Source organism: Burkholderia sp. ABCPW 14 (assembly GCF_001523835.1).
In the GTDB taxonomy this organism is placed as follows: Bacteria; Pseudomonadota; Gammaproteobacteria; order Burkholderiales; family Burkholderiaceae; genus Burkholderia; species Burkholderia mayonis.
In genome coordinates, this window is record NZ_LOVS01000136.1 from 1 (window position 1) to 26,477 (window position 26,477).

Annotated in this window: 22 protein-coding genes and 1 pseudogene; 17 read left to right on the forward strand and 6 right to left on the reverse strand. The window is 67.2% G+C overall.

Annotation, left to right across the window (positions count from 1 at the left end; all coding sequences use genetic code 11):
- Both WS62_RS21125 and WS62_RS34435 read right to left on the reverse strand, forming a co-directional pair.
- Window positions 1–482 (reverse strand): helix-turn-helix domain-containing protein (locus WS62_RS21125; RefSeq protein WP_197422864.1); only part of this gene is annotated, 482 nt, incomplete at its 3' end.
- Window positions 483–636: 154 nt separating this feature from the next.
- Window positions 637–831: a hypothetical protein gene (locus tag WS62_RS34435; protein ID WP_082721166.1), complete on the reverse strand. Its 195-nt coding sequence runs from the start codon at window positions 829–831 to the stop codon at window positions 637–639.
- Here WS62_RS34435 and WS62_RS21130 point away from each other — a divergent pair.
- Entirely contained in the window at window positions 796–2,688 is a 1,893-nt protein-coding gene (locus WS62_RS21130) for a potassium transporter Kup (RefSeq protein WP_066493775.1), read from the forward strand. The two genes, WS62_RS34435 and WS62_RS21130, sit on opposite strands and share 36 nt — an antisense overlap.
- Before the next feature lie 142 nt (window positions 2,689–2,830).
- Here the strand turns inward: WS62_RS21130 and WS62_RS21135 are convergent, their stop codons facing one another.
- Window positions 2,831–5,158: a Tex family protein gene (locus WS62_RS21135; RefSeq protein ID WP_066574867.1), complete on the reverse strand. Its 2,328-nt coding sequence runs from the start codon at window positions 5,156–5,158 to the stop codon at window positions 2,831–2,833.
- Between the two features lie 139 nt (window positions 5,159–5,297).
- Here WS62_RS21135 and WS62_RS21140 point away from each other — a divergent pair, with 139 nt between their 5' ends.
- The 3 genes from WS62_RS21140 to WS62_RS21150 all read left to right on the forward strand — a co-directional run bounded on the left by WS62_RS21140 (window position 5,298) and on the right by WS62_RS21150 (window position 8,690).
- Window positions 5,298–6,053 carry a colicin transporter gene (locus WS62_RS21140; protein ID WP_066574870.1) on the forward strand — a complete coding sequence of 252 codons (756 nt, stop codon included), beginning with the start codon at window positions 5,298–5,300 and terminating at the stop codon, window positions 6,051–6,053.
- A gap of 107 nt (window positions 6,054–6,160) precedes the next feature.
- On the forward strand, window positions 6,161–6,376 hold the full coding sequence (locus WS62_RS21145; RefSeq protein ID WP_010103275.1) for a YdcH family protein: 216 nt from the start codon (window positions 6,161–6,163) through the stop codon (window positions 6,374–6,376).
- A gap of 58 nt (window positions 6,377–6,434) precedes the next feature.
- The gene (locus WS62_RS21150; protein WP_066574873.1) at window positions 6,435–8,690 is read left to right on the forward strand and encodes an ATP-dependent DNA helicase; all 2,256 of its coding nucleotides are present in this window, start codon (window positions 6,435–6,437) and stop codon (window positions 8,688–8,690) included.
- A 156-nt stretch (window positions 8,691–8,846) separates the two neighbouring features.
- Here the strand turns inward: WS62_RS21150 and WS62_RS21155 are convergent, their stop codons facing one another.
- Window positions 8,847–9,671, reverse strand: coding sequence for an outer membrane protein assembly factor BamD (locus WS62_RS21155; RefSeq protein WP_066493779.1), 825 nt, complete (start codon window positions 9,669–9,671; stop codon window positions 8,847–8,849).
- 53 nt (window positions 9,672–9,724) lie between these two features.
- Here WS62_RS21155 and WS62_RS21160 point away from each other — a divergent pair, with 53 nt between their 5' ends.
- The 6 genes from WS62_RS21160 (at window position 9,725) to phaR (ending at window position 16,910) form a co-directional block, all read left to right on the forward strand.
- Window positions 9,725–10,912: an RluA family pseudouridine synthase gene (locus tag WS62_RS21160; RefSeq protein WP_066574876.1), complete on the forward strand. Its 1,188-nt coding sequence runs from the start codon at window positions 9,725–9,727 to the stop codon at window positions 10,910–10,912.
- A gap of 6 nt (window positions 10,913–10,918) precedes the next feature.
- A complete protein-coding gene (gene pgeF / locus WS62_RS21165) occupies window positions 10,919–11,761 on the forward strand; it encodes a peptidoglycan editing factor PgeF (RefSeq protein WP_066574878.1) in 843 nt (280 codons plus the stop codon).
- Between the two features lie 497 nt (window positions 11,762–12,258).
- Window positions 12,259–14,058: a class I poly(R)-hydroxyalkanoic acid synthase gene (gene phaC, locus WS62_RS21170; RefSeq protein ID WP_066574880.1), complete on the forward strand. Its 1,800-nt coding sequence runs from the start codon at window positions 12,259–12,261 to the stop codon at window positions 14,056–14,058.
- 96 nt (window positions 14,059–14,154) lie between these two features.
- Window positions 14,155–15,336, forward strand: coding sequence for an acetyl-CoA C-acetyltransferase (locus WS62_RS21175; protein WP_066574883.1), 1,182 nt, complete (start codon window positions 14,155–14,157; stop codon window positions 15,334–15,336).
- Window positions 15,337–15,462: 126 nt separating this feature from the next.
- Window positions 15,463–16,203, forward strand: a complete 741-nt coding sequence (locus WS62_RS21180; RefSeq protein WP_066493784.1) for a 3-ketoacyl-ACP reductase — start codon at window positions 15,463–15,465, stop codon at window positions 16,201–16,203.
- A gap of 137 nt (window positions 16,204–16,340) precedes the next feature.
- Window positions 16,341–16,910, forward strand: coding sequence for a polyhydroxyalkanoate synthesis repressor PhaR (phaR, locus tag WS62_RS21185; protein ID WP_066574886.1), 570 nt, complete (start codon window positions 16,341–16,343; stop codon window positions 16,908–16,910).
- 274 nt (window positions 16,911–17,184) lie between these two features.
- Here phaR and WS62_RS21190 read toward each other — a convergent pair whose 3' ends face one another.
- A complete protein-coding gene (locus WS62_RS21190) occupies window positions 17,185–17,916 on the reverse strand; it encodes a GNAT family N-acetyltransferase (protein ID WP_231748368.1) in 732 nt (243 codons plus the stop codon).
- Between the two features lie 136 nt (window positions 17,917–18,052).
- Between WS62_RS21190 and rimO the strand changes: the two genes are divergently transcribed.
- From rimO to WS62_RS21215, 5 genes are all read left to right on the forward strand, one after another.
- Window positions 18,053–19,444, forward strand: coding sequence for a 30S ribosomal protein S12 methylthiotransferase RimO (gene rimO / locus WS62_RS21195; RefSeq protein ID WP_066574888.1), 1,392 nt, complete (start codon window positions 18,053–18,055; stop codon window positions 19,442–19,444).
- Window positions 19,445–19,446: 2 nt separating this feature from the next.
- Window positions 19,447–20,373: a sugar kinase gene (locus WS62_RS21200; RefSeq protein WP_066574893.1), complete on the forward strand. Its 927-nt coding sequence runs from the start codon at window positions 19,447–19,449 to the stop codon at window positions 20,371–20,373.
- 74 nt (window positions 20,374–20,447) lie between these two features.
- A complete protein-coding gene (gene bktB, locus WS62_RS21205; RefSeq protein WP_066493788.1) occupies window positions 20,448–21,632 on the forward strand; it encodes a beta-ketothiolase BktB in 1,185 nt (394 codons plus the stop codon).
- 16 nt (window positions 21,633–21,648) lie between these two features.
- Complete coding sequence (locus tag WS62_RS21210; RefSeq protein WP_066574897.1) at window positions 21,649–22,254, forward strand: hypothetical protein; 606 nt, start codon at window positions 21,649–21,651, stop codon at window positions 22,252–22,254.
- A 193-nt stretch (window positions 22,255–22,447) separates the two neighbouring features.
- The gene (locus tag WS62_RS21215; RefSeq protein ID WP_066574899.1) at window positions 22,448–23,632 is read left to right on the forward strand and encodes a cystathionine beta-lyase; all 1,185 of its coding nucleotides are present in this window, start codon (window positions 22,448–22,450) and stop codon (window positions 23,630–23,632) included.
- A gap of 205 nt (window positions 23,633–23,837) precedes the next feature.
- Here the strand turns inward: WS62_RS21215 and serB are convergent, their stop codons facing one another.
- On the reverse strand, window positions 23,838–24,683 hold the full coding sequence (gene serB / locus WS62_RS21220; protein ID WP_066574901.1) for a phosphoserine phosphatase SerB: 846 nt from the start codon (window positions 24,681–24,683) through the stop codon (window positions 23,838–23,840).
- Window positions 24,684–25,398: 715 nt separating this feature from the next.
- Here serB and WS62_RS21225 point away from each other — a divergent pair.
- Together WS62_RS21225 and WS62_RS38340 are read left to right on the forward strand one after the other, a co-directional pair.
- Window positions 25,399–25,944: a DUF6013 family protein gene (locus WS62_RS21225; RefSeq protein WP_066574903.1), complete on the forward strand. Its 546-nt coding sequence runs from the start codon at window positions 25,399–25,401 to the stop codon at window positions 25,942–25,944.
- A gap of 231 nt (window positions 25,945–26,175) precedes the next feature.
- A pseudogene (locus WS62_RS38340) lies at window positions 26,176–26,477 on the forward strand (hypothetical protein); the annotation flags it as partial.

Here is a 26,477-nt window from a genome sequence, read left to right on the forward strand (position 1 = left end):
TCGTCCATTGCCAGATAGCGGATCGTCGACCAGTCCGGCTCGGCCACACGCGCTCGCAAGCGCATCTTGTCGATCGATTTGACCGTGTGCCATCCCAGATCGTAGAAGGCTGCGACTGCCTGCACGCTGGCCGCTTGCAGCAGCTTCTCGCAGGCCTTGGCGAACCGCTCCGTCACCCGCTGGTAGCGGCCCAGCCACGCCAGCTTCTCCAGTCGCGGGCCGCCGCAGTGTTCGCACCAGACCCGACGGCGGCGGACATGCAGCACGACTCGGTACTCGAACAGCGGCAGATCGCGCACTCGCCGAACCGTCGTCTCGTGGATTTGCTGGCAGCGCGCTCCGCACTGTTCGCAGTGCATGACCTTGCTGACCGGCTTCAGATACAGCGACAGCGTACCGCCGCCTCCTTCCGGCCATTCCACCCGCTCCAACCGATAGCCGGTCCAGCCGCCCAGTGCCTGAAGTGCCTTGCGATCGTGCAATTCTTCCTCCTGACCTCTATAGAATCAGGCGTCAGGTTACGCAATCGCCATCAAACCCTCCACGGTTTACTGCGATGAACCTTTTTTTTACGTCCGCTTTACAGCGCCCGAGGAATCGCGCGGCAAGGGTAGGCGCGCCGCCTTCGCCCGGCTATCATGACGCCCCGTCGCGGGGGGGAGCGTCACGACCTCGTGCTACACTCGGCGCGCCGCCGCAAGTGGTGTGCTGACAACACCAGTGGGCGGCATTTTTGCGTGCCCAGTTAGAATAGCGCTCGATTTTCCGACCCCAGCACGGATTTATACCGCTTTTATGACCGACACGAATCACTCGTCCACGCGCCAGCATTCGCTGCAATCGCTCGCGATCGCCGCAATCGGCGTGGTTTTCGGCGACATCGGCACGAGCCCGCTGTACTCGCTCAAGGAAGCGTTCAGTCCGGCCCATGGCATTCCTCTCACGCAAAGCTCGATTCTCGGTGTGATCTCGCTGCTGTTCTGGGCGATCATTCTCGTCGTCGGCATCAAGTACGTGCTGTTCGTGATGCGCGCGGACAACAACGGCGAAGGCGGCGTGCTCGCGCTGATGGCGTTGTCGCTGCGGCCGCTGAATCCGAAGTCCCGCGTCACCGGGCTCATGATGGCGCTCGGCATCTTCGGCGCGTGCATGTTCTACGGCGATGCGGTGATCACGCCGGCGATCTCGGTGATGTCCGCGGTCGAGGGTCTCGAGGTCGCGGCGCCGCAGCTAACGCATCTCGTGCTGCCGATCACGATCGTGATCCTGATCGCGCTGTTCTGGATCCAGCGGCACGGCACGGCGATGGTCGGCAAGCTGTTCGGCCCGATCATGGTGCTCTGGTTCGTCACGATCGCGGTGCTCGGCGTCTATCACATCGCGCGCGCGCCGATGGTCATCGCGGCGATCAACCCGTACTACGCGTTCTCGTTCATGTCCGAGCACGTGCTGCTCGCATACGTAGTGCTCGGCTCCGTCGTGCTCGTGCTGACGGGCGCGGAGGCGCTCTACGCGGACATGGGCCACTTCGGCGCGAAGCCGATCCGGCTCGCCGCGTACGTGCTCGTGATGCCGTCGCTCGTGATCAACTACTTCGGTCAGGGCGCGCTGCTGCTCCTCGATCCGAAGGCGATCGAGAATCCGTTCTTCCTGCTCGCGCCGCAATGGGCGGCGCTGCCGCTCGTCGTGCTGTCGACGGTCGCGACCGTGATTGCGTCGCAGGCGGTGATCTCGGGGGCGTATTCGCTGACGAGCCAGGCGATCCAGCTCGGCTACGTGCCGCGGATGAAGATCCTGCACACGTCCGATCTCGCGATCGGACAGATCTACGTGCCGGTCGTCAACTGGCTGCTGTTGTTCGTGATCCTCTGCATCGTGATCGGCTTCAAGAGCTCCGACAACCTCGCGGCCGCGTACGGCATCGCGGTGACGGCGACGATGGTGATCACGACGATCCTCGCCGCCGTCGTGATGGTGAAGGTCTGGAACTGGAACAAGCTGCTCGTCTCGCTCATCATCGGCGTGTTCCTCGTCGTCGATCTCGGCTTCTTCGGCGCAAACCTGTTGAAGGTCGAACAGGGCGGCTGGCTGCCGCTCGGCATCGGCGCGATGCTGTTCTTCCTGCTGATGACGTGGTACAAGGGGCGTCACATCGTCAAGGAACGCACCGCGGCCGACGGCATTCCCCTTGCGCCGTTCCTGCAGGGGCTGCTCGCGCATCCGCCGCATCGCGTGTCGGGCACCGCGATCTATCTGACCGGCAACGACAAGCTGGTGCCGGTGAGCCTGCTGCACAATCTGAAGCACAACAAGGTACTGCACGAGCGCACGCTGTTCCTCACGTTCGTCACGCGCGACATTCCGTACGTGAAGGATGACGAACGAGTCACGATCCAAGACGCGGGCGAGGGGCTCTACATCGTCAAGGCGGAGTACGGCTTCAACGAGACGCCGGACGTGAAGGCAGTGCTCGAGGAAGTCGCGCGGCAGCGCGGCATCACGTTCGAGCTGATGGATACGTCGTTCTTCCTCGCGCGCGAGACGGTCGTGCCGACTCATCTGCCCGGCATGTCGATCTGGCGCGAGCGCGTGTTCGCGTGGATGCACCAGAACGCCGCGAAGCCGACCGACTTCTTCTCGATTCCTGCCAACCGCGTCGTCGAGCTCGGCACGAAGATCGAGATCTGAGCAACGCGTGCCGCGCCGTTCGTCGTCGAGCGGCGAGGCTCGACGCGTGAGCGGCGTCGAGCTGCCTGCCGGCATTGACCGGTGCCGCAACCACAAAAAAGCCCGCATCGATGCGGGCTTTTTCGTTGCGGGCGACGCGTGCTCAGCGCTGCTGCTTGAGCTTTGCGAACGCGGCGGCCATCGCGCCCGCCGGCTCCGGCTCGCGCGAGCGCTGCGGACGATTGCCGCCGCGCATTCCGCTGCGTTCCGCGCTGCCGCGGCCGCCCGCTGCACTCGGCGCCGCATCGTCGTCCAGGCGCATCGTCAGCGAGATCCGCTGGCGCTTCACGTCGACGTCGAGCACCTTCACCTTGACGACCTGGCCCGCCTTCACGACTTCGTGAGGATCCTTGACGAATTTCGTCGACATCGCGGACACGTGGACGAGCCCGTCCTGGTGCACGCCGATGTCGACGAACGCGCCGAACGCGGCGACGTTCGTCACGACGCCTTCGAGCACCATGCCTGGCGCGAGGTCCGACACTTTCTCGACGCCTTCGCGGAAGGTCGCGGTCTTGAATTCGGGGCGCGGATCGCGGCCCGGCTTCTCGAGCTCGGAGAGAATGTCGCGCACCGTCGGCAGCCCGAAGCGTTCGTCGACGAATTCGGTGGGCGACAGGCCCGCGAGCGCGTCGCGGTTGCCGAGCACGTCGTCGATGCGCTTCTGGATCTTCGCGAGCATCCGCTCGACGACGGGATACGCTTCCGGGTGCACCGACGAGCGATCGAGCGGGTTTTCGCCGCCGTTGATGCGCAGAAAGCCCGCGGCCTGCTCGAAGGTCTTGTCGCCGAGGCGCGGCACCTTGCGCAGGTGCTCGCGCGACGGAAACGGGCCGTTCGCGTCGCGGTAGTCGACGATGTTGCGCGCGAGCGTCGTATTGAGGCCCGACACGCGCGCAAGAAGGGCGGCGGACGCGGTGTTCGCGTCGACGCCGACCGCATTCACGCAATCCTCGACGACCGCGTCGAGCGAGCGCGCGAGCTCGCGCTGGTTCACGTCATGCTGATACTGGCCGACGCCGATCGCTTTCGGTTCGATCTTCACGAGCTCGGCGAGCGGGTCCTGCAGCCGGCGTGCGATCGACACCGCGCCGCGCAGCGACACGTCGAGTTCCGGGAATTCCTTCGCCGCGAGTTCCGACGCCGAGTAGACGGACGCGCCCGCTTCGGACACGACGATCTTCTGCAGCCCGAGCGCCGGATGCTTCGCGATCAGCTCGCTCGCGAGCTTGTCGGTCTCGCGCGATGCGGTGCCGTTGCCGATGCTGACGAGCTCGGCCTGCGTCTGCGCGGCGATGCGCGCGAGTTTCGCGAGCGAGCCGTCCCAGTCGCGGCGCGGCTCGTGCGGGTAGATCGTGTCGGTCGCGAGCAGCTTGCCGGTGCGGTCGACGACCGCGACCTTCACGCCCGTGCGCAGGCCGGGGTCGAGACCGATCACGGCCTTCGGGCCCGCGGGCGCGGCGAGCAGCAGGTCCTTCAGATTGCGTGCGAACACGCGGATCGCCTCGTGCTCGGCCGTCTCGCGCAACTGCGTGAGCAGTTCGGTCTCGATGTGCGGCTGCACCTTCACGCGCCAGCACCAGCGGCACACGTCGGACAGCCACTTGTCGGCCGGCCGGTTCTGGTTCGCGATCCCGAAATGGCGCGCGATCATCGCCTCGCCCGGATGCGGCACTTGCGCATCGAGTTCTTCGCCGAGGCCGAGCTTGACCGTGAGCACGCCGGCGTTGCGGCCGCGGAACAGCGCGAGCGCGCGGTGCGACGGCACCGTCTTGATCGTTTCCGAGTAGTCGTAGTAGTCGCGGAATTTCTCGCCTTCCTCGCCTTCCTTGCCCTCGACGACCGCCGACGACACGACGCCGCGCTCGTACAAATAGTCGCGCAGCTTGCCGAGCAGCTCGGCCGTCTCGCCGAATTGCTCGGACAGGATGTCGCGCGCGCCGTCGAGCGCCGCCTTCACTTCGGGGACGCCCTTGTCGGCGTCCACGTACGCGGCGGCTTCCGTTTGCGGATCGAGGCGCGGATTCGCGAGGAGCGCCTGCGCGAGCGGCTCGAGCCCCGCTTCGCGCGCGATCTGCGCGCGCGTGCGGCGCTTCGGCTTGTAGGGCAGGTACAGATCCTCGAGCGTCTGCTTGCTGTCGGCCGCTTCGATCGCCGCGCGCAGCTCGTCGGTCAGCTTGCCTTGCTCGTCGATGCTCGCGACGATCGTCGCGCGTCGCTCCTCGAGTTCGCGCAGATACAGGAGGCGCTCTTCGAGCTGGCGCAGTTGCGTGTCGTCCAGGTTGCCCGTGACCTCCTTCCGGTAGCGGGCGATGAACGGAACGGTGGAGCCTTCGTCGAGGAGTTGCACCGCTGCGGCGACCTGCCTGGGCTGGACCGCCAGTTCGTCGGCGATGCGCTGTACGATCTTGAGTGCTACGGTTTCCATCATGTCGTGATGTGCGTCTGCTGCCTGCTGAAATCGCCCGGTCCGGCCGGCTGCGCCCTCGGGCCGGGATGGGCGGGTGAATGGAGCGGGGCATTTTGCCATAAATGCAAAAGGGCTAGCCGCGGGTGTTAGAATTTCATCCATGATCCGCAGCTTTCCTACGACGTTGCCTACCTCCCGATTTTTCGTTGTCGCGTTCGCCGCAGCGCTTGCGGCGACGCTGTCCTGTGCGCCCGTCGCCGGCGTCGCGCAGACGTCTGCCGCCGCCGCCGCGCCTGCCGCCGATGCGTCCGATGCGGGCGCGTTCGCCGCGCAAGCGAATTTCGATGCGCGTCAAAAAGTGCTCAAACAACGCACGGCGGAAAACGATTATCGTTATGCGGTGGCCCAGCACGACTGCTACAGCACGTTTTTTGTCAATCGCTGCCTGGACAAGGCGCGCGAGACGATGCGCGCCGAGCGCGCGAGCATCAGCCAGGAACAGCTCGCGCTCGACGATGAGCAGCGTGCGGTGCGAGCGCAGGAGCGCGAGCGGCAACTGGCGCTGAAGGACGCCGGGCGGCAGGCGCAAGCGCCGCAGCGCGCGGCCGACGAAAAGGCGAGCGCGGCCGTGTACGAAAGCAAGCAGCAGCAAAACGCGCTGAAGCGCGCGGAACGCGACGCTCAGGCGCCGCAGCGCGCAGCGGACCAGAAGGCCTACGACGCGAAGCAGGCCGAGTTCCAGCACAAGCTCGACGCAGCGCACGCGCAAGCGGCAAAGGACGCGCAGCAGCGCGCGGAGAACGCCGCGCGCTACGAGCAGAAGCAGCGTGACGCGGTGCAGCACAAGGCCGACGTCGAGGAGCGCCAGCGGCAGGCCGCCGAGAAGGCGCAACAGAAGCAGCAACAGCAGCAGTAACGGCCAACAGCAGGGCAGTAACGCGGTACGTTGGGTAGTGGTTTCGCAAGGCAATCTCGGGCATGCGGGCGGCTCGGCCGGCATGCTGGTTCAGTGAGGAGGCGAGTATGCAAACCCGTTTGGCGGAAACGCAACAGGAACTGTACAACCGACTGGCGTCGTTGCAGGAGCTGCACAGGCAGCTTGCCCGCGAGATCGAGCTAAAGGAGGGCCGTTCCGATATCGACGACCTGGCGCTGCACCGGCTGAAGAAGGAAAAGCTGCTGGCCAAAGACAAAATCATCATGCTGCAATCGCAGCTCGAACCGGATAAGCGCGCTTAGGCGCGGCCTGGCAAGCGCCGGCGCCGCGGCAAGCGCCGGATACTAGGAACCGCTTGCCTTGAATTCACCGCTTGATGCCAATCCCGACGCGCGGCGCGACGAGTCGTCCGCCGCGCGCTCACGCACGTCCGGCGCCGGGGCGGCGGCCGGAGCGTACACGCCGAGCGTGAAACGCATCAACGAGCTCGACGCCATTTTCAGCGACGGCGGCCTGCTCGCGCGCGCGCTCGACGGCTATCGTCCGCGTGCGTCGCAAATCGACATGGCGCGCGCCGTTGCCGCCGCAATGGAGGCGTCGGGCAAGCTGATGCCCGAACCCGAGATCTTCGAGACGCGCAAGCGTCCCGCGCGGCGCCTGCAGGACGGCGCGTCCACCGGCCGCGACGGCGCGCCCGCCGCGTCGTCCGACGACGAAGGGGCGGACAACGGCGACAACACGCTGATCGTCGAGGCCGGCACCGGCACCGGCAAGACCTACGCGTATCTCGTCCCGGCGATGCTCTGGGGCGGCAAGGTGATCGTGTCGACGGGCACGAAGCACCTGCAGGACCAACTGTTCCAGCGCGACATCCCGACGGTGCGCGACGCGCTCGCGGTGCCCGTGACAGTCGCGATGCTCAAGGGCCGCGCGAACTACCTGTGCCATTACTACCTGCAGCGCACGGCCGACAACGGTCGCCTGCCGTCGCGGCAGGACACCGCGTACCTGCAGGACATCATCCGCTTCGCGAAGCTCACGAAGAGCGGCGACAAGGCTGAACTCGCGAGCGTGCCGGAGACGTCGCCCGTGTGGTCGATGGTCACGTCGACCCGCGACAACTGCCTCGGCCAGGAATGCCCGCATTACAAGGACTGCTTCGTGATGCAGGCGCGCCGCGAGGCGCAGCAGGCGGACATCGTCGTCGTCAATCACCACCTGTTCTTCGCGGACATCATGTTGCGCGATACCGGGATGGCCGAGCTGCTGCCGAGTGCGAACACGATCGTCTTCGACGAAGCGCATCAGTTGCCCGAGACCGCGACGCTCTTTTTCGGCGAGACGCTGTCGACGACGCAGATGCTCGAACTCGCGCGCGATTCGGTCGTCGAGGGCCTCGCGCATGCGCGCGACGCGGTCGAATGGGTGAAGCTCGGCGGTGCGCTGGAGCGGGCCGCGCGCGATGTGCGGCTCGCGTTCGCCGACGATGGCATCGTGCGCATGTCGCTCGCGCAACTGGGCGACGGCCATCCGCTCTTCGGCGCACTCGATGCGGTCGAAGCGGCGCTCGATGCGCTGTCGACCGCGCTCGCCGGGCAGGCGGAGCGCGCCGAATCGATCGCGGCATGCCAGCGCCGCGCGCGCGAGCTGCAGGATCTGCTCGCGGGCTGGGTCGCGCCCGGCGCGAAAGCGGACGCAGCCGATGCGCAGGCAGCCGCGGAAGCGGGTGAGCGCGGCGATCCGAACGAAAAGGTGCGCTGGGTCGAAGTATTCGCGCATACGGTTCAGCTGCACGAGACGCCGCTGTCCGTCGCGCCGATCTTCGCGAAGCAGCGTGCGGGCGTGCCGCGCGCGTGGATCTTCACGTCGGCGACGCTGTCGGTGCGCGGCGACTTCACGCACTACGCGGCGCAGATGGGCCTCGATGCGCGCCGTTCGATGACGCTGCCGAGCCCGTTCGACTATCAAACCCAAGGACTCCTGTACGTGCCGCGGAACTTGCCGCAGCCGTCGTCGCCCGTGTTCACCGACGCGGTGTTCGACGCCGCGCTGCCGGCGATCGAGGCGTCGGGCGGCGGTGTGTTCGTGCTGTGCACGACGCTGCGCGCGGTCGACCGGATCGCGGCGAAGCTGCGCGACACGATCGAAGCGCGCGGCTGGGACACGCCGCTCCTCGTGCAGGGCGATGCGAGCCGCACCGAACTGCTCGATCGGTTCCGTGCGTACGGCAACGCGATTCTCGTCGGCAGCCAGAGCTTCTGGGAGGGCGTCGACGTGCGAGGCGACGCGCTGTCGCTCGTCGTGATCGACAAGCTGCCGTTCGCGCCGCCCGACGATCCGGTGCTCGCCGCACGGCTCGATGCGCTGACGAAAAAGGGATTGAGCCCGTTCGCCGTTCATCAGCTGCCGCAGGCCGTCATCACGCTGAAGCAGGGCGCGGGCCGGCTGATTCGCGCGGAGACGGATCGCGGCGTGCTGATGATCTGCGACACGCGCCTCGTCGACAAGCCGTACGGCCGGCGCATCTGGCAGAGCCTGCCGCCCTTCAAGCGCACGCGCGAGATCGACGTCGTGCGCGACTTCTTCGCCGAGCGGCGCGAGGCCGAGCAGGCATAGGCAAGGGCGTCCAGGCAAGTCGTCGACGGCGGCAGCGGCGGCGCGTGGCATGCGACGCGGTCGACGCAGTCATCGCGACACAGATCGAAGGCGCGCAAAAAGAAAAACCCGGCTCGACAGGCCGGGTTTTTCTTTACCGCGTCGACCGCGCGACGCTCAGAATTGCCACCACGACTTCTTCGCGCCCGGCCGTGCACGGCCCGTGACGTACGGGCTGTCCGGGAACGTCGACGCGAGCACGCGTTTCGTGTCGTCGGCCAACTGGGGCTGATCAAGCTTCGCGTACGACAACATCATGATGTGCAGTGCGTCCTCGATCGCGGGCGCGTTCTTGTATTCCTTGATCGCGAGCTGCGCGCGGTTGATCGCCGCGACGTATGCGCCGCGCCGATAGTAGTAGTCGGCCGAATGCACTTCGTGCGATGCGAGCGCGTTGACGACGTAGCGCATCCGCGCGGCCGCGTCCGGCGCATACTTGCTCTTCGGATAGCGGTCGACGACGACCTTGAATGCGTCATACGATTCGCGCAGCGCCTGCGGATCGCGCTCGCTCATGTCCTGGCCTGAGAAGCGGCCGAAGAGACCGAGGTCGTCGTTGAAGTGGATCATCCCCTTCAGGTAGTACGCGTATGCGATATCCGGGTGATCCGGGTGGAGCTGGATGAAGCGGTCGATCGCCTGGTCGGCCGCGGCCGCTTCGTTGTCCTTCCAGTTGCAGTAGGCGACGTTGATCTGCGCCTGCTGCGCGAAATGGCCGAACGGATCGCGGCCCTGCAGCGCTTCGAAGTATTTCCCGCACTTGCCCCAGTCGCCGCCCGTCAATGCATCCTGAGCCTCTGAGTATAATTTGTTGTTCGACCAGGCCGCCGTCTCATCGGTCTTCTGCGGCAAGCCGTGGCAGCCCGCGACGAGCGCCGCTGCCGCAGCCAGCGCGGCCCAGGCTGCCGCAGGTTTCGCGACGCGTTTGGTCGAATGCATCATGGTGAATAGGGCTCGCATTGTCCTAGCTTCAAGTCTCAAGTGACCCAGTCTAAATGACCCGTTCAAGTACATTGAATGCCCGTACGGGCACGTCAAATCGCGACGATTATAGCCCAAGCGCCGGCCCCGCCGACGCTTCTCCCGGCGATTCGCTCGACGACGATCTGACGAGCGATGCGCTCGTCGCCCCCGTGAGCGCCGATCCCGGCGCCGATGCGCCGCGCGTGATCGAAGTGCCGCCCGCGCTTGCGGGCGAGCGCCTCGACAAGGCGCTCGCGCAGCTTTTCCCCGAGTTCTCGCGCAGCCGTCTGCAGCAATGGATCGAGTCGGAGCGCGTGCGCGTCGATGGCGCGTTCGCGAAGATCCGGCAGCCCGTGCCGCTCGGCGCGACGATCGAGCTGTTGCCGGACCTGCTGCCCGAGCAACTCGCGTTCGCGCCGGAGCCGGTGCCGCTTTCGGTCGTCTACGAGGACGACACGCTCGTCGTCATCGACAAGCCGGCCGGCCTCGTCGTCCACCCGGCCGCGGGCAATTGGAGCGGCACGCTGCTGAACGGTTTGCTGCACCGCTACGCCGACGCGGCCGGCTTGCCGCGCGCGGGCATCGTGCATCGGCTCGACAAGGAGACGTCGGGCCTGATGGTCGTCGCGCGCACGCTCGCCGCGCAGACCGATCTGATTCGCCAATTGCAGGCGCGCACGGTGAAGCGCCGCTATTTCGCGCTCGCATGGGGGCAGATGCCCGCCGAGGGCACGATCGATGCGCCGATCGGCCGCGACCCGCGCGAACGCACGAGGATGGCGGTCGTCACCGGCGCGGCGGGCAAGCCGGCGCGCACGCACTTCCGCACGGTCGATACGACGATGTGGGAACGCCAGCCGGTATCGGCGATCCATTGCGACCTCGAGACCGGGCGCACGCATCAGATCCGCGTACACTGCGCGCACGTCGGGCATCCGCTCCTCGGCGATCCGGTGTACGGCCGCGCGCGCGGCAAGCGCTCGGTCGCGCCGCTGCCGGGGGGCTTCGCGCGGCAGGCGCTGCACGCGTGGCGGCTCGGCCTCGTCCATCCCGCGACCGGCCGGACGATGCAATGGCGCGCGCCGCTGCAGGACGATCTCGCGGCACTCGTCGACGCGCTCGGCTTCGGCTCGGACGATGCGGAATTCGGCGACGACGACGCGGTCTATGACGACGGTTACGATGAAGGCATCCCGTATGCCGACGACGATGAGGATTGACTGCCGATGACGACGTTGCGACCCCTGACGCTGGCCGATTGCGTGCAACCCGACTGGCACGCGCCGCCGCGCGTGCGCGCGCTCGTCTCGACGCGCAACGGCGGCGTGAGCGAGCCCCCTTATGGCGGTTGGGGCGACGCGGGCGAGGTCGCGGGCGGGATGAACCTCGGCCGGCATACGGGTGACGACCTGGCGCACGTCGAGACGAACCGCGCGCGGCTGCTCGCGTTGACAGGCCAGCCGCGCGCGGCCTGGCTCGACCAGGTTCACGGCACGGACGTCGTGCGCGCGGAGGGCGTGCTCGCCGCGGGCGAGGGCGAGGCGGGCGGCGTCGTGCGCGCGGACGCGAGCGTGGCCGCGACGCCGGGCGCGGTTTGCGTCGTGATGGTCGCCGACTGTCTGCCGGTGCTGCTGTGCGACAGCGCGGGCCGTGCGGTCGGCGCTGCGCACGCGGGCTGGCGCGGCCTCGTCGCGGGGATCGTCGAGAAGACGGCCGAGCGCGTCGCGGCACTGGCGGGCGGCGGCGTCGACGGTCTCCATGCATATCTCGGCCCGGCGATCGGTCCGACTGCGTTCGAAGTCGGCGCCGAAGTGCGTTCGGCCTTTCTCGATGCCGCGCTGCTCGCCGATTATGCGGCGACCGAGCGCGCGTTCGCGCCGCGGGCGGACGCCCCCGGCAAGTATCTGGCGGATCTCCATGCGCTTGCGCGGCTGCGCCTCGCGCGCGCCGGCGTCACGCGCGTGAGCGGCGGCGCCGCATGCACGGTGACCGAGCGCGAGCGTTTCTATTCGTATCGGCGCGATCGCGTGACGGGCCGAATGGCCGCGATGATCTGGCTCGCCGAATGACGGCGCCCGCCGCGAGCGGCCTTTTATTGCAAATCACGGCGGAGTCGAAGCGATATTTTCGCCGCGCCGCCTGGCGCGATTTGCTGCGCTGCGCGGTGCGATTGCTGTCATCAAGATCGTCTAGACTCTCGCCGGCCCCAATGGCAGTGTTCCCGCCAAGCCTCGCGCAGCGCGTTTCGCAACAGTTATTCCGGATGCGAAGCATGTGTTGTCGGAGGTGACGGATCACATGGGGAAAACGATAATGATAAAACTACTGCACTGCGGCAAAATCTGAAGAAACGCTCCGGAACACGACGCCCGGCTGGACGGGGCGCGCAGTGGGTGGTCGACATCATGCGGCTCGAGCAGGATTTCCAGGGTCCCCGCAGGCAATACCGAGGAAACACCGAGGAACCACCGTTAAGGCAGGTATGACAGCATCGAAAAATTCGTCGACGTCCTCTCATACGGATACTCCCCAGGGTCGCGAGACAGCCGGATCGGCGACCCAGCCCATGCAACAGATGTTCGAGGCCTGGCTCAACGCGTGGCGCGGCTTCGCGGACCCGGCCCGGGCAGCAGCAGGCGGTGCGCCCGCGCAGCCGCCGTTCGCGGCGTTCCAGCCGCCTCAGCCGTTCCCGTTCGCGATGCCGAAGATGCCGCCGATGCCGGACTGGCCCGGCGCGGCCGCGTCGTTCCCGGGGCTCGCGCCCGTCGCGTCGGTGCCGCCCACGCAGTTGCAGAAGCTGCAGGCCGACTATTCGCGCGATTGTCTCGCACTGATCCAGCAGGCGACGGCCGCGACGCCGACCGTCCCTGATCTGAAGGACCGGCGCTTCAGCTCGGACGCGTGGAAGGCGTCGCCCGCGCATGCGTTCGCGGCCGCGTGGTATCTGCTGAACGCGCGCTATCTGCAGGAACTCGCCGACGCGCTCGAGACCGATCCGAAGACCCGCGAGCGGATCCGCTTCACGGTCCAGCAGTGGACGGCCGCGGCGTCGCCGAGCAACTTCCTCGCGCTCAATCCCGAGGCGCAGAAAAATCTCGTCGAGACGCAGGGCGAGAGCCTGCGGCTTGGAATGATGAACCTGCTCGCCGACATGCAGCGCGGCAAGATCTCGCAGACGGACGAGTCGCAGTTCGTCGTCGGCAAGAATCTCGCGGTGACGGAAGGCGCGGTCGTCTACGAGAACGACCTGATCCAGCTGATCCAGTACAAGCCGACGACGGCGACCGTCTTCGAGCGGCCGCTCCTCATCGTGCCGCCTTGCATCAACAAGTTCTACATCCTTGATCTGCAGCCGGAGAATTCGCTCGTCGCGCATGCGCTGTCGTGCGGCCATCAGGTCTATCTGGTGTCGTGGCGCAACGCCGACGCGTCGGTCGCGCACAAAACCTGGGACGACTACATGGGCGAGGGGCTCCTCGCTGCGATCGACGTCGTCCAGCAGGTGAGCGGGCGCGAGCAGATCAACACGCTCGGCTTCTGCGTCGGCGGCACGATGCTCGCGACGGCGCTCGCGGTGCTCGCCGCGCGCGGCGAACATCCGGCCGCATCGATGACGCTTCTCACCGCGATGCTCGACTTCTCCGATACGGGCATCCTCGACGTGTTCATCGACGAAGCGCACGTGCAAATGCGCGAACAGACGATCGGCGGCAAGAATGGCGCGACGCCGGGCCTGATGCGCGGCGTCGAGTTCGCGAATACGTTCTCGTTTCTGCGTCCGAACGATCTCGTCTGGAACTACGTCGTCGACAACTACCTGAAGGGCCGCACGCCGGCGCCGTTCGACCTGCTGTACTGGAACAGCGATTCGACGAGCCTGCCCGGCCCGATGTACGCGTGGTATCTGCGAAACACCTATCTCGAGAACAAGCTGCGCGAGCCAGACGGGCTCACCGTGTGCGGCGAGCCCGTCGATCTGTCGCGGATCGACTTGCCGACCTTCATCTACGGCTCGCGCGAGGATCACATCGTGCCGTGGCAGACCGCATACGAATCGACGTCGCTGCTGACGGGCCCGCTCAAGTTCGTGCTCGGTGCGTCGGGCCACATCGCGGGCGTCATCAACCCGCCCGCGAAGAAAAAGCGCAGCTACTGGACCTACGACGCGGGTGCGAAGGAGCTGCCGGAATCGGCGAACGACTGGCTCGACGCGGCGACCGAGCATCCGGGCAGTTGGTGGCCGGAGTGGATCGAGTGGCTTGACCAGTACGGCGGCCGCAAGGTGAAGCCGCGCGCGCAACTCGGCTCCGCGCGCTTCCCTGCGATCGAGCCCGCGCCCGGCCGGTATGTGATGCGACGCGATTGACGAACGGCGGAAGGCGGAGCACGCTTTCCTGCGCTACCGATTTTTAACAGGGCGGTTCGCGGCGCGCCGTGCCGCGTTCGCTCGGAGGAAAGTGAAATGACTGACGTAGTGATCGTATCGGCCGCGCGCACCGCGGTCGGCAAGTTCGGCGGCTCGCTTGCGAAGATCGCCGCGCCGGAGCTCGGCGCGACCGTGATCCGCGCGGTGCTCGAGCGAGCGGGCGTGAAGCCGGAGCAGATCAGCGAAGTGATCCTGGGCCAGGTGCTGGCGGCGGGCTCGGGCCAGAACCCGGCGCGCCAGGCGCTGATCGCGGCGGGGCTGCCGAGCGCGGTGCCCGGCATGACGATCAACAAGGTGTGCGGCTCGGGCCTGAAGGCCGTGATGCTTGCCGCGAACGCGATCGTCGCGGGCGATGCGGAAATCGTCGTCGCGGGCGGCCAGGAGAACATGAGCGCCGCGCCGCACGTGCTGCCGGGCTCGCGCGACGGCTTCCGGATGGGCGACGCGAAGCTCGTCGACAGCATGATCGTCGACGGCCTGTGGGACGTCTATAACAAGTACCACATGGGCGTCACCGCGGAGAACGTCGCGAAGGAATACGGCATCACGCGCGAAGAGCAGGACCAGTTCGCCGCGCTGTCGCAGAACAAGGCGGAAGCCGCGCAGAAGGCGGGCCGCTTCGACGACGAGATCGTGCCGATCGGGATCCCGCAGCGCAAGGGCGAGCCGCTTCGCTTCGCGACCGACGAGTTCGTCCGCCACGGCGTGACGGCCGAGTCGCTCGCGAGCCTGAAGCCCGCGTTCGCGAAGGACGGCACGGTGACGGCCGCGAACGCGTCCGGCATCAACGACGGCGCGGCCGCGGTGCTCGTGATGTCGGCGAAGAAGGCCGAGGCGCTCGGCCTCGAGCCGCTCGCGCGGATCAAGGCGTACGCGAACGCGGGCGTCGATCCGAGCGTGATGGGCATGGGTCCCGTGCCGGCATCGCGCCGCTGTCTCGAGCGCGCGGGCTGGTCGGTCGGCGATCTCGACCTGATGGAGATCAACGAGGCGTTCGCCGCGCAGGCGCTCGCGGTCCACAAGCAGATGGGCTGGGATACGTCGAAGGTCAACGTGAACGGCGGCGCGATCGCGATCGGCCATCCGATCGGCGCGTCGGGCTGCCGGATCCTCGTCACGCTGCTGCACGAAATGCAGAAGCGCGATGCGAGACGCGGCCTCGCGTCGCTTTGCATCGGCGGCGGGATGGGTGTCGCGCTCGCGGTCGAGCGTCCGTAACGCGAATCAGGCGGCAACCGGCCGGGCCGTGCCGATGGGCGCGACCCGGCGAACAGGCGGATCGGCAGGCAGGCGACGGAGAGGTTGCCGCTCGGCGCTTCTCAAAACGATAATGGAGTGATGGTTATGTCTCAGCGAATTGCTTACGTAACGGGCGGGATGGGCGGCATCGGCACGAGCATCTGCCAGCGTCTGCACAAGGACGGCTTCAAGGTGGTCGCGGGCTGCGGCCCGAATTCGCCGCGCCGCGTGAAATGGCTCGAGGAGCAGAAGGCGCTCGGCTACGCGTTCCATGCGTCCGAAGGCAACGTCGGCGACTGGGATTCGACGAAGCTGGCGTTCGACAAGGTGAAGGCCGAGATCGGCGAGGTCGACGTGCTCGTCAACAACGCGGGCATCACGCGCGATGTCGTGTTCCGCAAGATGACGCGCGAAGACTGGACGGCCGTGATCGACACGAACCTGACGAGTCTCTTCAACGTCACGAAGCAGGTGATCGACGGCATGGTCGAGCGCGGCTGGGGGCGCATCATCAATATCTCGTCGGTGAACGGCCAGAAGGGGCAGTTCGGCCAGACGAACTACTCGACCGCGAAGGCGGGCATTCACGGCTTCACGATGTCGCTCGCGCAGGAAGTCGCGACGAAGGGCGTGACGGTCAACACGGTGTCGCCGGGCTACATCGGCACGGACATGGTGAAGTCGATTCGTCCGGACGTGCTCGAGAAGATCGTCGCGACGATTCCGGTGCGCCGTCTCGGCTCGCCCGACGAGATCGGCTCGATCGTCGCCTGGCTCGCGTCGGAAGAGTCCGGCTTCTCGACGGGCGCCGATTTCTCGCTGAACGGCGGCTTGCATATGGGCTGAGCCACATGGCCGGGCGGCGCATGCCGTCTGGCCGTTTGGGTCGGATGTTCCGGGAACGCCCGGTGCCGCGCGCGGTCGTGCACTGCGTGCGGCACCGGGCGCCGTCACTGCGCTCATCAGGCGCTCAAAGGCGTTACATGACTACTACAAAGAAAACTGGCGAACGGCTGATCAAGAAGTATCCGAACCGCCGTTTGTACGATACGGAGACGAGCACTTACATTACGTTGACCGACGTGAAGCAGCTCGTGCTCGACCAGGAGGATTTCAAGGTCATCGATGCGAAGAGCAACGAAGACCTGACCCGCAGCATCCTGCTGCAGATCATTCTCGAAGAGGAAAGCGGCGGCGTGCCGATGTTCTCATCGTCGATGCTGTCGCAGATCATCCGTTTCTACGGGCATGCGATGCAGGGGATGATGGGCGCGTATCTGGAGAAGAACATCCAGGCGTTCATCGATATCCAGAGCAAGCTCGCCGACCAATCGAAGAACCTGTATGAAAACAATGCGATGAACCCGGAAGTCTGGTCGCAGTTCATGAACATGCAGGCGCCGATGATGCAAGGGATGATGACGAGCTATATCGAACAGTCGAAGAACATGTTCGTGCAGATGCAGGAGCAGATGCAGAACCAGGCGAAGACGATGTTCAGCTCGTTCCCGTTCAAGCCGACGCCACCGGGCAGCGAGCCCGAGAAGAAGTAAGCGGAGACGGCGCGGCGCCGATCGGTGCGGCCGCGTCGCGTGGCGGTCTGGTGTCCGCAGTGCGGCGGCCGGACGGGGTGTCGTGCCCGGCGCCGGCCATGATCTGCTTGGATGCGTGCGGCCGCGAAGCGGCAGCCGCCGTGTGCCGCAAGCCGAGGATGGCGCCAGTGGCCGTTCGATTCGATCGGATTCGCGGGCAATCGCGTGTGCGGGTGCGCGAGCAGGATTGCGGACGGCGCACGGCTTGCTCGTCCGTGTCGCGGCGAGCGGACCCTCATCTCCATATCGTCGTTGCGCCGTTCCGGATGGGTGTCGTGCGGCAATCGCCATATGACGAACGTGCGGGCCTATCGGGATTCATCGGATAGCGCCGTGTGGAACGTGACGGCGCTCCGGGCAAATCGGTCGTGAACGACCGCGCGCTGAAATACTCGGGCGGCACGCTGTCCAGGCTCAGCGCAGCGCGCGCGGCGAATCCGAAGCGACCGTAATAGCCTGGATACCCGAGCACGACGCAGCCCTGTGCGCCCAGCAGGCGCAGCCGATCGAGCCCTTCGCGCACCAGCGCGCCGCCGACCCCCGCGTTTTGTCGATCCGGCCGCACGGCGAGCGGTGCGAGACCATGCCAGTCGAGCCGCTTCCCGCCGATCAGCGCGAGAGAGATTACGACGTGACCGACGATTGTGTCGTCGTCCACGGCGACGAGACCGAGCGTGAGTGCATCGCCCTTGCGCAATGCGTCGATCATCAGATGCTCGCGCGGGACGTGGCCTGCCTCGTTCCGCGGATTGCGACCGCGAAAAGCGTCCCCGACGATCGCGCGAATTGCGTCGAAATCGCGAGGCGGTTCTTCCCGGATGAACATGCCGTACTCCTGTCGGGTGTAATGGATGCGTGGCGACGCTCGTGCCGAGCGTGGCCCGCCCCATTTTTGATGTCTCCGACGGCGGCGATCGTCGCTTCCGGGCTGGTCCGTGCGCGGGCCGCCGCGCCTCGATCCGGCCACGCGTCGGCTTTCCGCCGCTGGTAGGACCGCTCCACCGGATTCGCAGGGGCCGACGACCGGAGGCGCCGCCCGACGGGGTAAAATGCGAGCTTCGCAGCCGCGCGCTTCGCGGCTCCCACAAGACACGGATGCATTAGTGAAGAATCATTTGGAATCAACGGGTAAGGCGAGCGCCACGCCCAAGGTCGGGTTCGTCAGTCTCGGGTGCCCGAAGGCCCTCGTCGACTCCGAGCAGATCATCACCCAGTTGCGCGCGGAAGGCTACGAGATCTCCGGTACGTACGACGGCGCGGATCTCGTCGTCGTCAACACCTGCGGCTTCATCGACGAAGCCGTGCAGGAAAGCCTCGACGCGATCGGCGAGGCGCTCACCGAAAACGGCAAGGTGATCGTCACCGGCTGCCTCGGCGCGAAAAAAAGCGCGAGCGGCTCCGGCCTCATCGAGGAAGTGCATCCGAAGGTGCTCGCCGTCACGGGCCCGCACGCGCTCGGCGAAGTGATGCAGGCCGTGCACAGCCATCTGCCGAAGCCGCACGATCCGTTCGTCGATCTCGTGCCGGCCGCGGGCATCAAGCTCACGCCGCGCCACTATGCGTACCTGAAGATCTCCGAAGGCTGCAATCACCGCTGCTCGTTCTGCATCATTCCGTCGATGCGCGGCGACCTCGTGTCGCGGCCCGTCGCCGAGGTGATGCTCGAAGCCGAGAATCTGTTGAAGTCCGGCGTGAAGGAACTGCTCGTGATCTCGCAGGACACGAGCGCGTACGGCGTCGACGTCAAGTACCGAACGGGCTTCTGGAACGGCCGTCCGCTCAAGACCCGGATGACCGAGCTCGTCGGCGCGCTCGGCGAGCTCGCCGCGCAGTACGGCGCGTGGGTGCGTCTGCATTATGTCTATCCGTATCCGCACGTCGACGAGATCATCCCGATGATGGCCGAAGGTCCGCTGAAGGGCCATGTGCTGCCGTATCTCGACGTGCCGTTCCAGCACGCGCACCCGGACGTGCTGAAGCGCATGAAGCGCCCCGCGAACGCGGAGAAGGTGCTCGAGCGCGTGCAGAAGTGGCGCGAGATCTGCCCGGACCTGACGATCCGCAGCACGTTCATCGCGGGCTTTCCGGGCGAGACCGAAGCGCAATTCGAGACGCTCCTCGACTTCATTCGCGAGGCCGAGCTCGATCGCGTCGGCTGCTTCGCGTATTCTCCGGTCGAAGGCGCGAGCGCGAACGAGCTCGACGGCGCGCTGCCCGACGACGTGCGCGAGGAGCGCCGCGCGCGCTTCATGGAAGTCGCCGAGCAGGTGTCGGCCGCGCGCATCGAGCGCAAGGTCGGCAAGACGCTCAAGGTGCTGATCGACGAAGTCAACGAGGAAGGCGGGATCGGCCGCACCGCGGCCGATGCGCCGGAGATCGACGGCGTCGTCTATGTCGAGCCGGCGATCAAGGCGTCGAAGCGTTACAAGGTCGGCGATTTCGTGTCCGTGAAGATCACGGGCGCGGACGGCCACGATCTGTGGGGCGAGGTCTGACGATGTCCGCGACGTTCCCCGACGTGCTCGCGCTCGGCGAGGCGATGGTCGAATTCAACCAGGCGCGGCCGGGCGAGCCGAGCTATTTGCAGGGCTTCGGCGGCGATACGTCGAACTTCTGCGTCGCGGCCGCGCGGCAAGGCGCGCGCGCGGGCTTCGTGTCGGCGGTCGGCGACGATCACTTCGGCCGCCTGCTGCTCGATCTTTGGCAGCGCGAGCACGTCGACACGTCGTACGTGCGGATCGACGAGCGCGCGCCGACGGGCGTCTATTTCGTGTCGCACGGCGCGCACGGCCACGCGTTCGATTATCTGCGTGCGGGCTCGGCCGCGAGCCGCTATGCGGTCCGCGATCTGCCGCTCGATGCGCTCGCGGCCGCGCGTTTCGTCCATCTGTCGGGCGTGAGTCTCGCGATCAGCACGAGCGCGTGCGACGCGGCGTTCGCCGCGATCGCGCACGCACGGGCGAACGGCGCGCGCGTGAGCTTCGACACGAACCTGCGTCTCAAGCTCTGGCCGCTGCCGCGCGCGCGCGCGGCGATGTGCGAGGCGCTGCGCCATACGGACGTCTGCCTGCCGAGCTGGGACGACGTAACGGCGCTCACCGGGCTCGACGAGCGCGACGCGATCGTCGACACGCTGCTCGGCTACGGGCCGAGTGTCGTCGCGCTGAAGCTCGGGCGCGAAGGCGCGTATGTCGCGACGCCCGACGAGCGGCGCGTCGTGCCCGGCTTCGTCGTCGACGCGGTCGACGCGACGGGGGCGGGCGACTGTTTCGGCGGCGCGTTCGTCGCGCGGCTCGTCGCGGGCGACGATCCGTTTGCGGCCGCGCGCTACGCGAACGCGGCGGCCGCATTGTCGACGCAGGGATTCGGCGCGGTTGCGCCGATTCCGTCGCGCGACGCGGTCGAGCGGCTATTGAATGCGTGACTCGAATGCGTGACGCGCGCGGCGGCGGCCGCGTGCTCCATCGGTTTTCATCAAGAGAAGAAAGGGAGGCAACGATGCAACGCGAAGTAGTGGTGGTAAGCGGTGTGCGCACCGCGATCGGCGATTTCGGCGGCAGCCTGAAGGACTTCGCGCCGACCGAGCTCGGCGCGCGGGTCGTGCGCGAAGTGCTCGCGCGCGCGCAGGTGTCGGGCGACGAAGTCGGCCACGTCGTGTTCGGCAACGTCGTGCACACGGAGCCGAAGGACATGTACCTCGCGCGTGTCGCGGCGATCGACGGCGGCGTCGCGCAGCACGCGCCCGCGCTGACGCTGAACCGTCTGTGCGGCTCGGGTCTGCAGGCGATCGTGTCGGCCGCGCAGAGCGTGCTGCTCGGCGATGCGGACATCGCGGTCGCGGGCGGCGCGGAAAACATGAGCCGCGCGCCTTATACGGTGCCCGCCGCGCGTTTCGGTCAGCGGATGGGCGACGCACGCCTCGTCGACATGATGATCGGCGCGCTCAACGACCCGTTCCAGTCGATCCACATGGGCGTGACGGCCGAGAACGTCGCCGGGAAGTACGGGATCACGCGTGAAGCGCAGGATGCGCTCGCGCTCGAATCGCATCGGCGCGCGTCGCACGCGACGAAGTCCGGCTACTTCAAGGAGCAGATCCTGCCGATCGAGATCGCGTCGAGGAAGGGCACGGTCGTGTTCGACGCCGACGAGCACGTGCGCCACGACGCATCGCTCGACGACTTCTCGAAACTCAAGCCGGTGTTCGTCAAGGAGAACGGCACGGTGACGGCGGGTAACGCATCGGGCATCAACGATGCCGCCGCCGCGGTCGTGCTGATGGAGCGCGGCGCGGCCGAGAAGCGCGGCGCGAAGCCGCTCGCGCGCCTCGTTTCGTATGCGCATGCAGGCGTCGATCCGGCGTACATGGGCATCGGCCCCGTGCCCGCGACGCGCAAGGCGCTCGAGCGTGCGGGAATCACGGTCGCCGATCTCGACGTGATCGAGGCGAACGAAGCGTTCGCCGCGCAGGCGTGCGCGGTGGCGAACGAGCTTGGTTTCGACCCGGCGAAGCTCAACCCGAACGGCTCGGGCATCTCGCTCGGCCATCCGATCGGTGCGACGGGCGCGCTCATCACCGTGAAGGCGCTGTACGAACTGCAGCGTATCGGCGGGCGCTACGCGCTCGTGACGATGTGCATCGGCGGCGGGCAGGGCATCGCCGCGGTGTTCGAGCGTCTGTGACGAGAGGGCCGCGCTGTTGAAGCTGATCACCGGAATCCGCGGCGCGGCGCTCGCCGCCGCGCTCGCGACGGCGGCGGGGCTCGCGCTCGCGCAGTCTCAACCTCAGCCTGCGGCCGTTTCCGCCGGCGCATCGGACGCGGCGCCCGCCGCGGCGATGCCGGCAGACGCGCCGCCGCCCGCCGCGCCGCTCAAGCCGAATCCGGCGTATGCGCGGCTGCCGCGCTATGAGGGGACGCTCGGCGGCCGGCCGGTTGTCGTGCGCCTCGGGCCGAAGACGGACGAGCCGGGCGTGCACGGCGAATGCCAGTATCTCGATACGGGCGCCGTCGTCCTGCTCGCGGGCGACCGCGACGGCGATACGCTCGAGATCGAGGAATCGGACGACGGCACGAACATCACGGGCGTGTGGATCGGCCGCTTCGACGCGTCGGGCGGTTTGTCGGCCGACCGGATGAACGCGGACCAATCGGATCCGCTGCCCGTCGTGCTGCATCCGGTGGGCGGCGCGTTAGCGTCGCAACATGCGGAGGCCGTGCAGCCGGCGTCGGCCGGTGCGGCGGCGCAAGCGGGCGTCCAGGGGCAGTCCGTCGGCGGCGTGAGCAACCTGAAGACCGCCGAGTAGCGCGGCCGGCCGGCGCGGCGGTCGAATTCGGCTGCCCGTCGGTTCCGGTCTCGGCCGTCAGGCTTCGGCGGGCGACGTGTTCGCCGACACGGTCGCGGCCGCGCCGATTGTACCGGGCCAAACGCATGGAATCCGGCTAAGCTAGCCGGATTCCAATCATTTCGGGCTCGTTCTGTATCGAGCCTTCCCAGTCATGACCGCATCCATTCCCAAGCGCGCGCTGCAAACCCGCGTCGTCCAGCCGGACGACCGCATTCCCGCCGGTTTCGAATCGTTCGTCGTGCCGGTCGCGCGAGCGTCGACGGTCGTGTTTCCCGATCTCGCGACGATGCGCAATCTCGATTGGCGCAAGGACGGCCAGTGGCGCTACGGCCTGCACGCGACGCCGACGTCGCTCGCGCTCGCGCAGCGGCTCGCGGATATCGAGGGCGGCACGCACGCGCTGCTGCAGCCGTCGGGGCTCTCGGCGATCACGAACGTGTACTTCGGCCTCGTCAAGGCAGGCGACGACGTGCTGATTCCCGATAACGCGTACGGTCCGAATGGCGACTTCGGCAAATGGCTCGCGAAGGATTTCGGAATCGCCGTGCGCTTCTACGATCCGATGATCGGCGCGGGAATCGCGGACCAGATCCAGCCGAATACGCGTCTCATCTGGCTCGAAGCGCCCGGCTCGGTGACGATGGAAGTGCCCGACGTGCGGGCGATCACCGCGGTCGCGCATGCGCGCGGCATCGTCACAGCGATCGACAACACGTATTCGGCGGGCCTTGCGTTCAAGCCGTTCGCGCACGGCGTCGACATTTCGGTGCAGGCGCTGACGAAGTATCAGTCGGGCGGCAGCGACGTGCTGATGGGCGCGACGATCACCGACGACGACGAGCTGCACGCGAAGCTGAAGCTCGCGCGGATGCGGCTCGGGATCGGCGTGTCGGCCGACGACTGCTCGCTCGTGCTGCGCGGCCTGCCGAGCATGCAGGCGCGTTTCGACGCGCACAGCAAGAGCGCGCTGTCTCTCGCGCGCTGGCTGAGGACGCGTCCGGAGATCGCGACGGTCCTGCATCCGCAACTGCCGGATTGTCCGGGCCACGACGCGTTCATGCGCGACTTCACAGGCGCGGGCGGCCTGTTCTCGGTCGTGTTCGACGAACGCTTCAGCGCCGGGCAGGTCGATCGCTTCGTCGAGGCGCTCGATCTGTTCGCGATCGGCTGGAGCTGGGGCGGCGCGTGCAGTCTCGCGATGCCGTACGACGTGCAATCGATGCGCACGACCGCCTGGCCGCATCGCGGCACGCTGGTGCGCTTCTACGTCGGCCTCGAAGACGAAGCCGATCTGCGCACGGACATCGAGCGCGCGTTTGCCGCGGCGCTCGCGTAACACGGGATATCGGCGCAGGCGGTTGGCGCAGCGCCGCGTGCGAAGTCGCACGGCGCTTGCCGCGGCGGCTGGCGTGCGGCTGCGCTTCGGCATGGCGACAAGCAAAAACGGCGCTGCGGGCCTTCGCCCGCGCGCCGTTTTCGTTCGATGGGCGCTGCGCAGCGACGGTGCCCGCGCAGCATGCCGGTCTGGAACAGCCGCAGCTTCAGAACAGCCGCAGCAAGCCGTCGAGGCCGACGTGATCAAATGCGGCGCTTGCCGCGCCGCGCACGACCGGCTTCGCGCGAAACGCGATCGAGAAGCCGCCCGTGGCCATCATCTTCAGGTCGTTCGACCCATCGCCGAGGACGATCGCGCGCGCCGGCTCGATGTCGAGCGCGGCGCAGGTCTCGCGCACCGCGCGCGCCTTCACGTCGGCGTTGACGATCTCGCCGACGACCTTGCCCGTCAGCTTGCCGTCGACGATCTCGAGCGTGTTCGAGTACGCGTAGTCGAGGCCGAGCCGCGCCTTCAGCCGCTCGGTGAAGAACGTGAAGCCGCCCGATACGAGAAGCGTCTTCAGGCCCGCCGCCTTCACGCCGGCGAGCATCGACTCGGCGCCAGGCGACAGTTGCAGCCGCTCGTCGTAGACGCGCTCGAGCGCGCTCGCGTCGAGGCCGGCCAGCAGCGCGACGCGGCGCGTCAGGCTCTCGTTGAAATCCTTGATCTCACCGCGCATCGCCGCCTCGGTGATCGCCGAGACTTCGGCTTTCAGGCCGCAGAAGTCGGCGATTTCGTCGATGCACTCGATCGTGATCAGCGTCGAATCCATGTCCATCGCGACGAGGCCGAAGTCGGCGAGCTTCCGGGTTGCGTCGACGAACGCGTAGTCGAGCGCATGCGCGCCGCAGTACGCGTCGACGTCGGCGCGCTGCGCGGGGTCCGCGCCTTCGATGCGGATCGCCTGCGCATCGATCGGAACGACGCGCTTGCCGCGCGCGAGCGCGGCGAGCGGCCGGTGATGCGCGTCGGAGAGCGGCGCGGTGCTTTGGATGACGAGATTCGTGGTCATGGATGGGTCACGGTGGAGCGGATGACGGGCGCCGACGAGGCGAATTCGGCGAACCCGTTATTGTAGCCGGTCGCGGCGGGGGCGCTGGCCGACGGGCGGTAGGGTGATGCCTCGGTCACTGCGGGGCGGTCGGCGGCGAATGGCTCGGCGGCGGGCGTCGCCCTGCGGTCGGCGGGGCGGTTCTCGGTTCTCGGTTCTCGGTTCTCGGTTCTCGGTTCTCGGTTCTCGGTTCTCGGTTCTCGGTTCTCGGTTCTCGGTTCTCGGTTCTCGGTTCTCGGGCAGACAGCGTTCGATGCTCGGAGTTCGCCGTCGACGCGGCGCGACGGCGCAAGCGACCTCACGCGCAAGCACGCGAAAGATCGAGGCGTCGCGCGCGATCTCGGCACGCTCGCGACGCCACTCGAATGCACTTGCCGGCGGCGGGCGCGCGGCCGCGACATGCGCGTGACTCATCGCGCACGAGATGCGAGCGAAACGAACGCCGCGGCACGCGACAGGCCGCGACGTATCGGCGCGCATGCGACTGGCGCGCCGATATGCCGATCGCAGACGCGCGAGCGTGCGCCACGCACGCTTGATGCATATCGTGCAAGCACGGGTAACACCCGATGCGCAGCAAGCGCCACGCGTGCCGCTTCGCGTTAGACTGGCATTGCGTCATGCATCGATAACCCGGCAATTCGCGCAGTTCGTCGCCATAAAAGGAGAGGTCAGCATGAGTCAACGCATTCTGTCGCCGCTCGCCGCGTCGTGCGCCGTCGCGACGCTGCTTTCGGCTTTTGCCGCACATGCGGCGCCGCCCATCAAGGCGAGCGTGCTCGGCGGCAACGACGGCCAGCTTCAGTACACGGTCAAGGTCGACTCGAAGCAGTTCGGCTCGATGCAGGAGACGCGCAAGATCCGCTCCGGCGAGACTGACGACTTCAACTGGAAGTCGGTGCCGCCGTCGGGCGCCGTGCCGATGCCCGACGCGTGCCCGAACGCCGACAGCCTGCCGCGCGACGCGAACGGCGCGATGGTCCGGCAGACACAGGTGCGGCTCGCGCCGTCCGTCGACAGCAAGGGGATGGCGAACGTGCAACTGAGCTTCCAGGCGAGCGCGCCGAACGGCACGAAGAAGGTGACGGCGGGTGGCAAGACGCTGCAATGCCCGAATGTGGTATCGGTGAGTCAGGTCAAGTGGTTGTCGATTTCGACGGCCGGCTCGAAGTCGATCACGATGCGCGACGGCTCGAAGGTCACGGTGTCGATCAAGCGGTAAGAGGGGTTGCGCGGCGGCGTTTGCGCAACGCGAGGCGTACGCGCGGCATGCATGGCCGAGCAGCGTGCGCCGGTTCGATGCGTGCCCGATGCACTCGCCTCGAGCATGAGCCGCGCGGCGTCGCCGAGTGGCATCGGCGACAGGTTTTGTTGATGTGCGCATGCGGACGTCACTGGCCGCTACGGGCGGCACGAGATCGGCGCGGCGACAATCGTTGCCGCCGAATGCCGAATGCCGAACGCCAAACGGCGAACGGCGAACGGCGAACGGCGAACGGCGAACGGCGAACGGCGAACGGCGAACGGCGAACGGCAAACGGCAAACGGCAAACGGCAAACGGCAAACGGCAAACGGCAAACGGCAAACGGCAAACGGCAAACGGCAAACGGCAAACGGCAAACGGCGAACCGTCAAACAGCAAACCGTCAATTCACCGACTCGCCGAACCGCCGCGGCTCGACGAATCGGCGGTCCGCCGACCCACCGACCCACCGACCCACCGACCCACCGACCGACCCACCGACCCACCGACC

What these genes read in the sequence shown, in the direction of transcription:
- WS62_RS21130 (WP_066493775.1), top strand. Translation starts at nt 796, where the DNA reads ATGACCGACACGAATCACTCGTCCACGCGCCAGCATTCGCTGCAATCG.
- WS62_RS34435 (WP_082721166.1), bottom strand. Translation starts at nt 831, where the DNA reads ATGCTGGCGCGTGGACGAGTGATTCGTGTCGGTCATAAAAGCGGTATA.
- WS62_RS21135 (WP_066574867.1), bottom strand. Translation starts at nt 5,158, where the DNA reads ATGATGGAAACCGTAGCACTCAAGATCGTACAGCGCATCGCCGACGAA.
- WS62_RS21140 (WP_066574870.1), top strand. Translation starts at nt 5,298, where the DNA reads ATGATCCGCAGCTTTCCTACGACGTTGCCTACCTCCCGATTTTTCGTT.
- WS62_RS21145 (WP_010103275.1), top strand. Translation starts at nt 6,161, where the DNA reads ATGCAAACCCGTTTGGCGGAAACGCAACAGGAACTGTACAACCGACTG.
- WS62_RS21155 (WP_066493779.1), bottom strand. Translation starts at nt 9,671, where the DNA reads ATGATGCATTCGACCAAACGCGTCGCGAAACCTGCGGCAGCCTGGGCC.
- WS62_RS21160 (WP_066574876.1), top strand. Translation starts at nt 9,725, where the DNA reads ATGACCCGTTCAAGTACATTGAATGCCCGTACGGGCACGTCAAATCGC.
- pgeF (WP_066574878.1), top strand. Translation starts at nt 10,919, where the DNA reads ATGACGACGTTGCGACCCCTGACGCTGGCCGATTGCGTGCAACCCGAC.
- phaC (WP_066574880.1), top strand. Translation starts at nt 12,259, where the DNA reads ATGCAACAGATGTTCGAGGCCTGGCTCAACGCGTGGCGCGGCTTCGCG.
- WS62_RS21175 (WP_066574883.1), top strand. Translation starts at nt 14,155, where the DNA reads ATGACTGACGTAGTGATCGTATCGGCCGCGCGCACCGCGGTCGGCAAG.
- WS62_RS21180 (WP_066493784.1), top strand. Translation starts at nt 15,463, where the DNA reads ATGTCTCAGCGAATTGCTTACGTAACGGGCGGGATGGGCGGCATCGGC.
- phaR (WP_066574886.1), top strand. Translation starts at nt 16,341, where the DNA reads ATGACTACTACAAAGAAAACTGGCGAACGGCTGATCAAGAAGTATCCG.
- WS62_RS21200 (WP_066574893.1), top strand. Translation starts at nt 19,447, where the DNA reads ATGTCCGCGACGTTCCCCGACGTGCTCGCGCTCGGCGAGGCGATGGTC.
- bktB (WP_066493788.1), top strand. Translation starts at nt 20,448, where the DNA reads ATGCAACGCGAAGTAGTGGTGGTAAGCGGTGTGCGCACCGCGATCGGC.
- WS62_RS21215 (WP_066574899.1), top strand. Translation starts at nt 22,448, where the DNA reads ATGACCGCATCCATTCCCAAGCGCGCGCTGCAAACCCGCGTCGTCCAG.
- serB (WP_066574901.1), bottom strand. Translation starts at nt 24,683, where the DNA reads ATGACCACGAATCTCGTCATCCAAAGCACCGCGCCGCTCTCCGACGCG.
- WS62_RS21225 (WP_066574903.1), top strand. Translation starts at nt 25,399, where the DNA reads ATGAGTCAACGCATTCTGTCGCCGCTCGCCGCGTCGTGCGCCGTCGCG.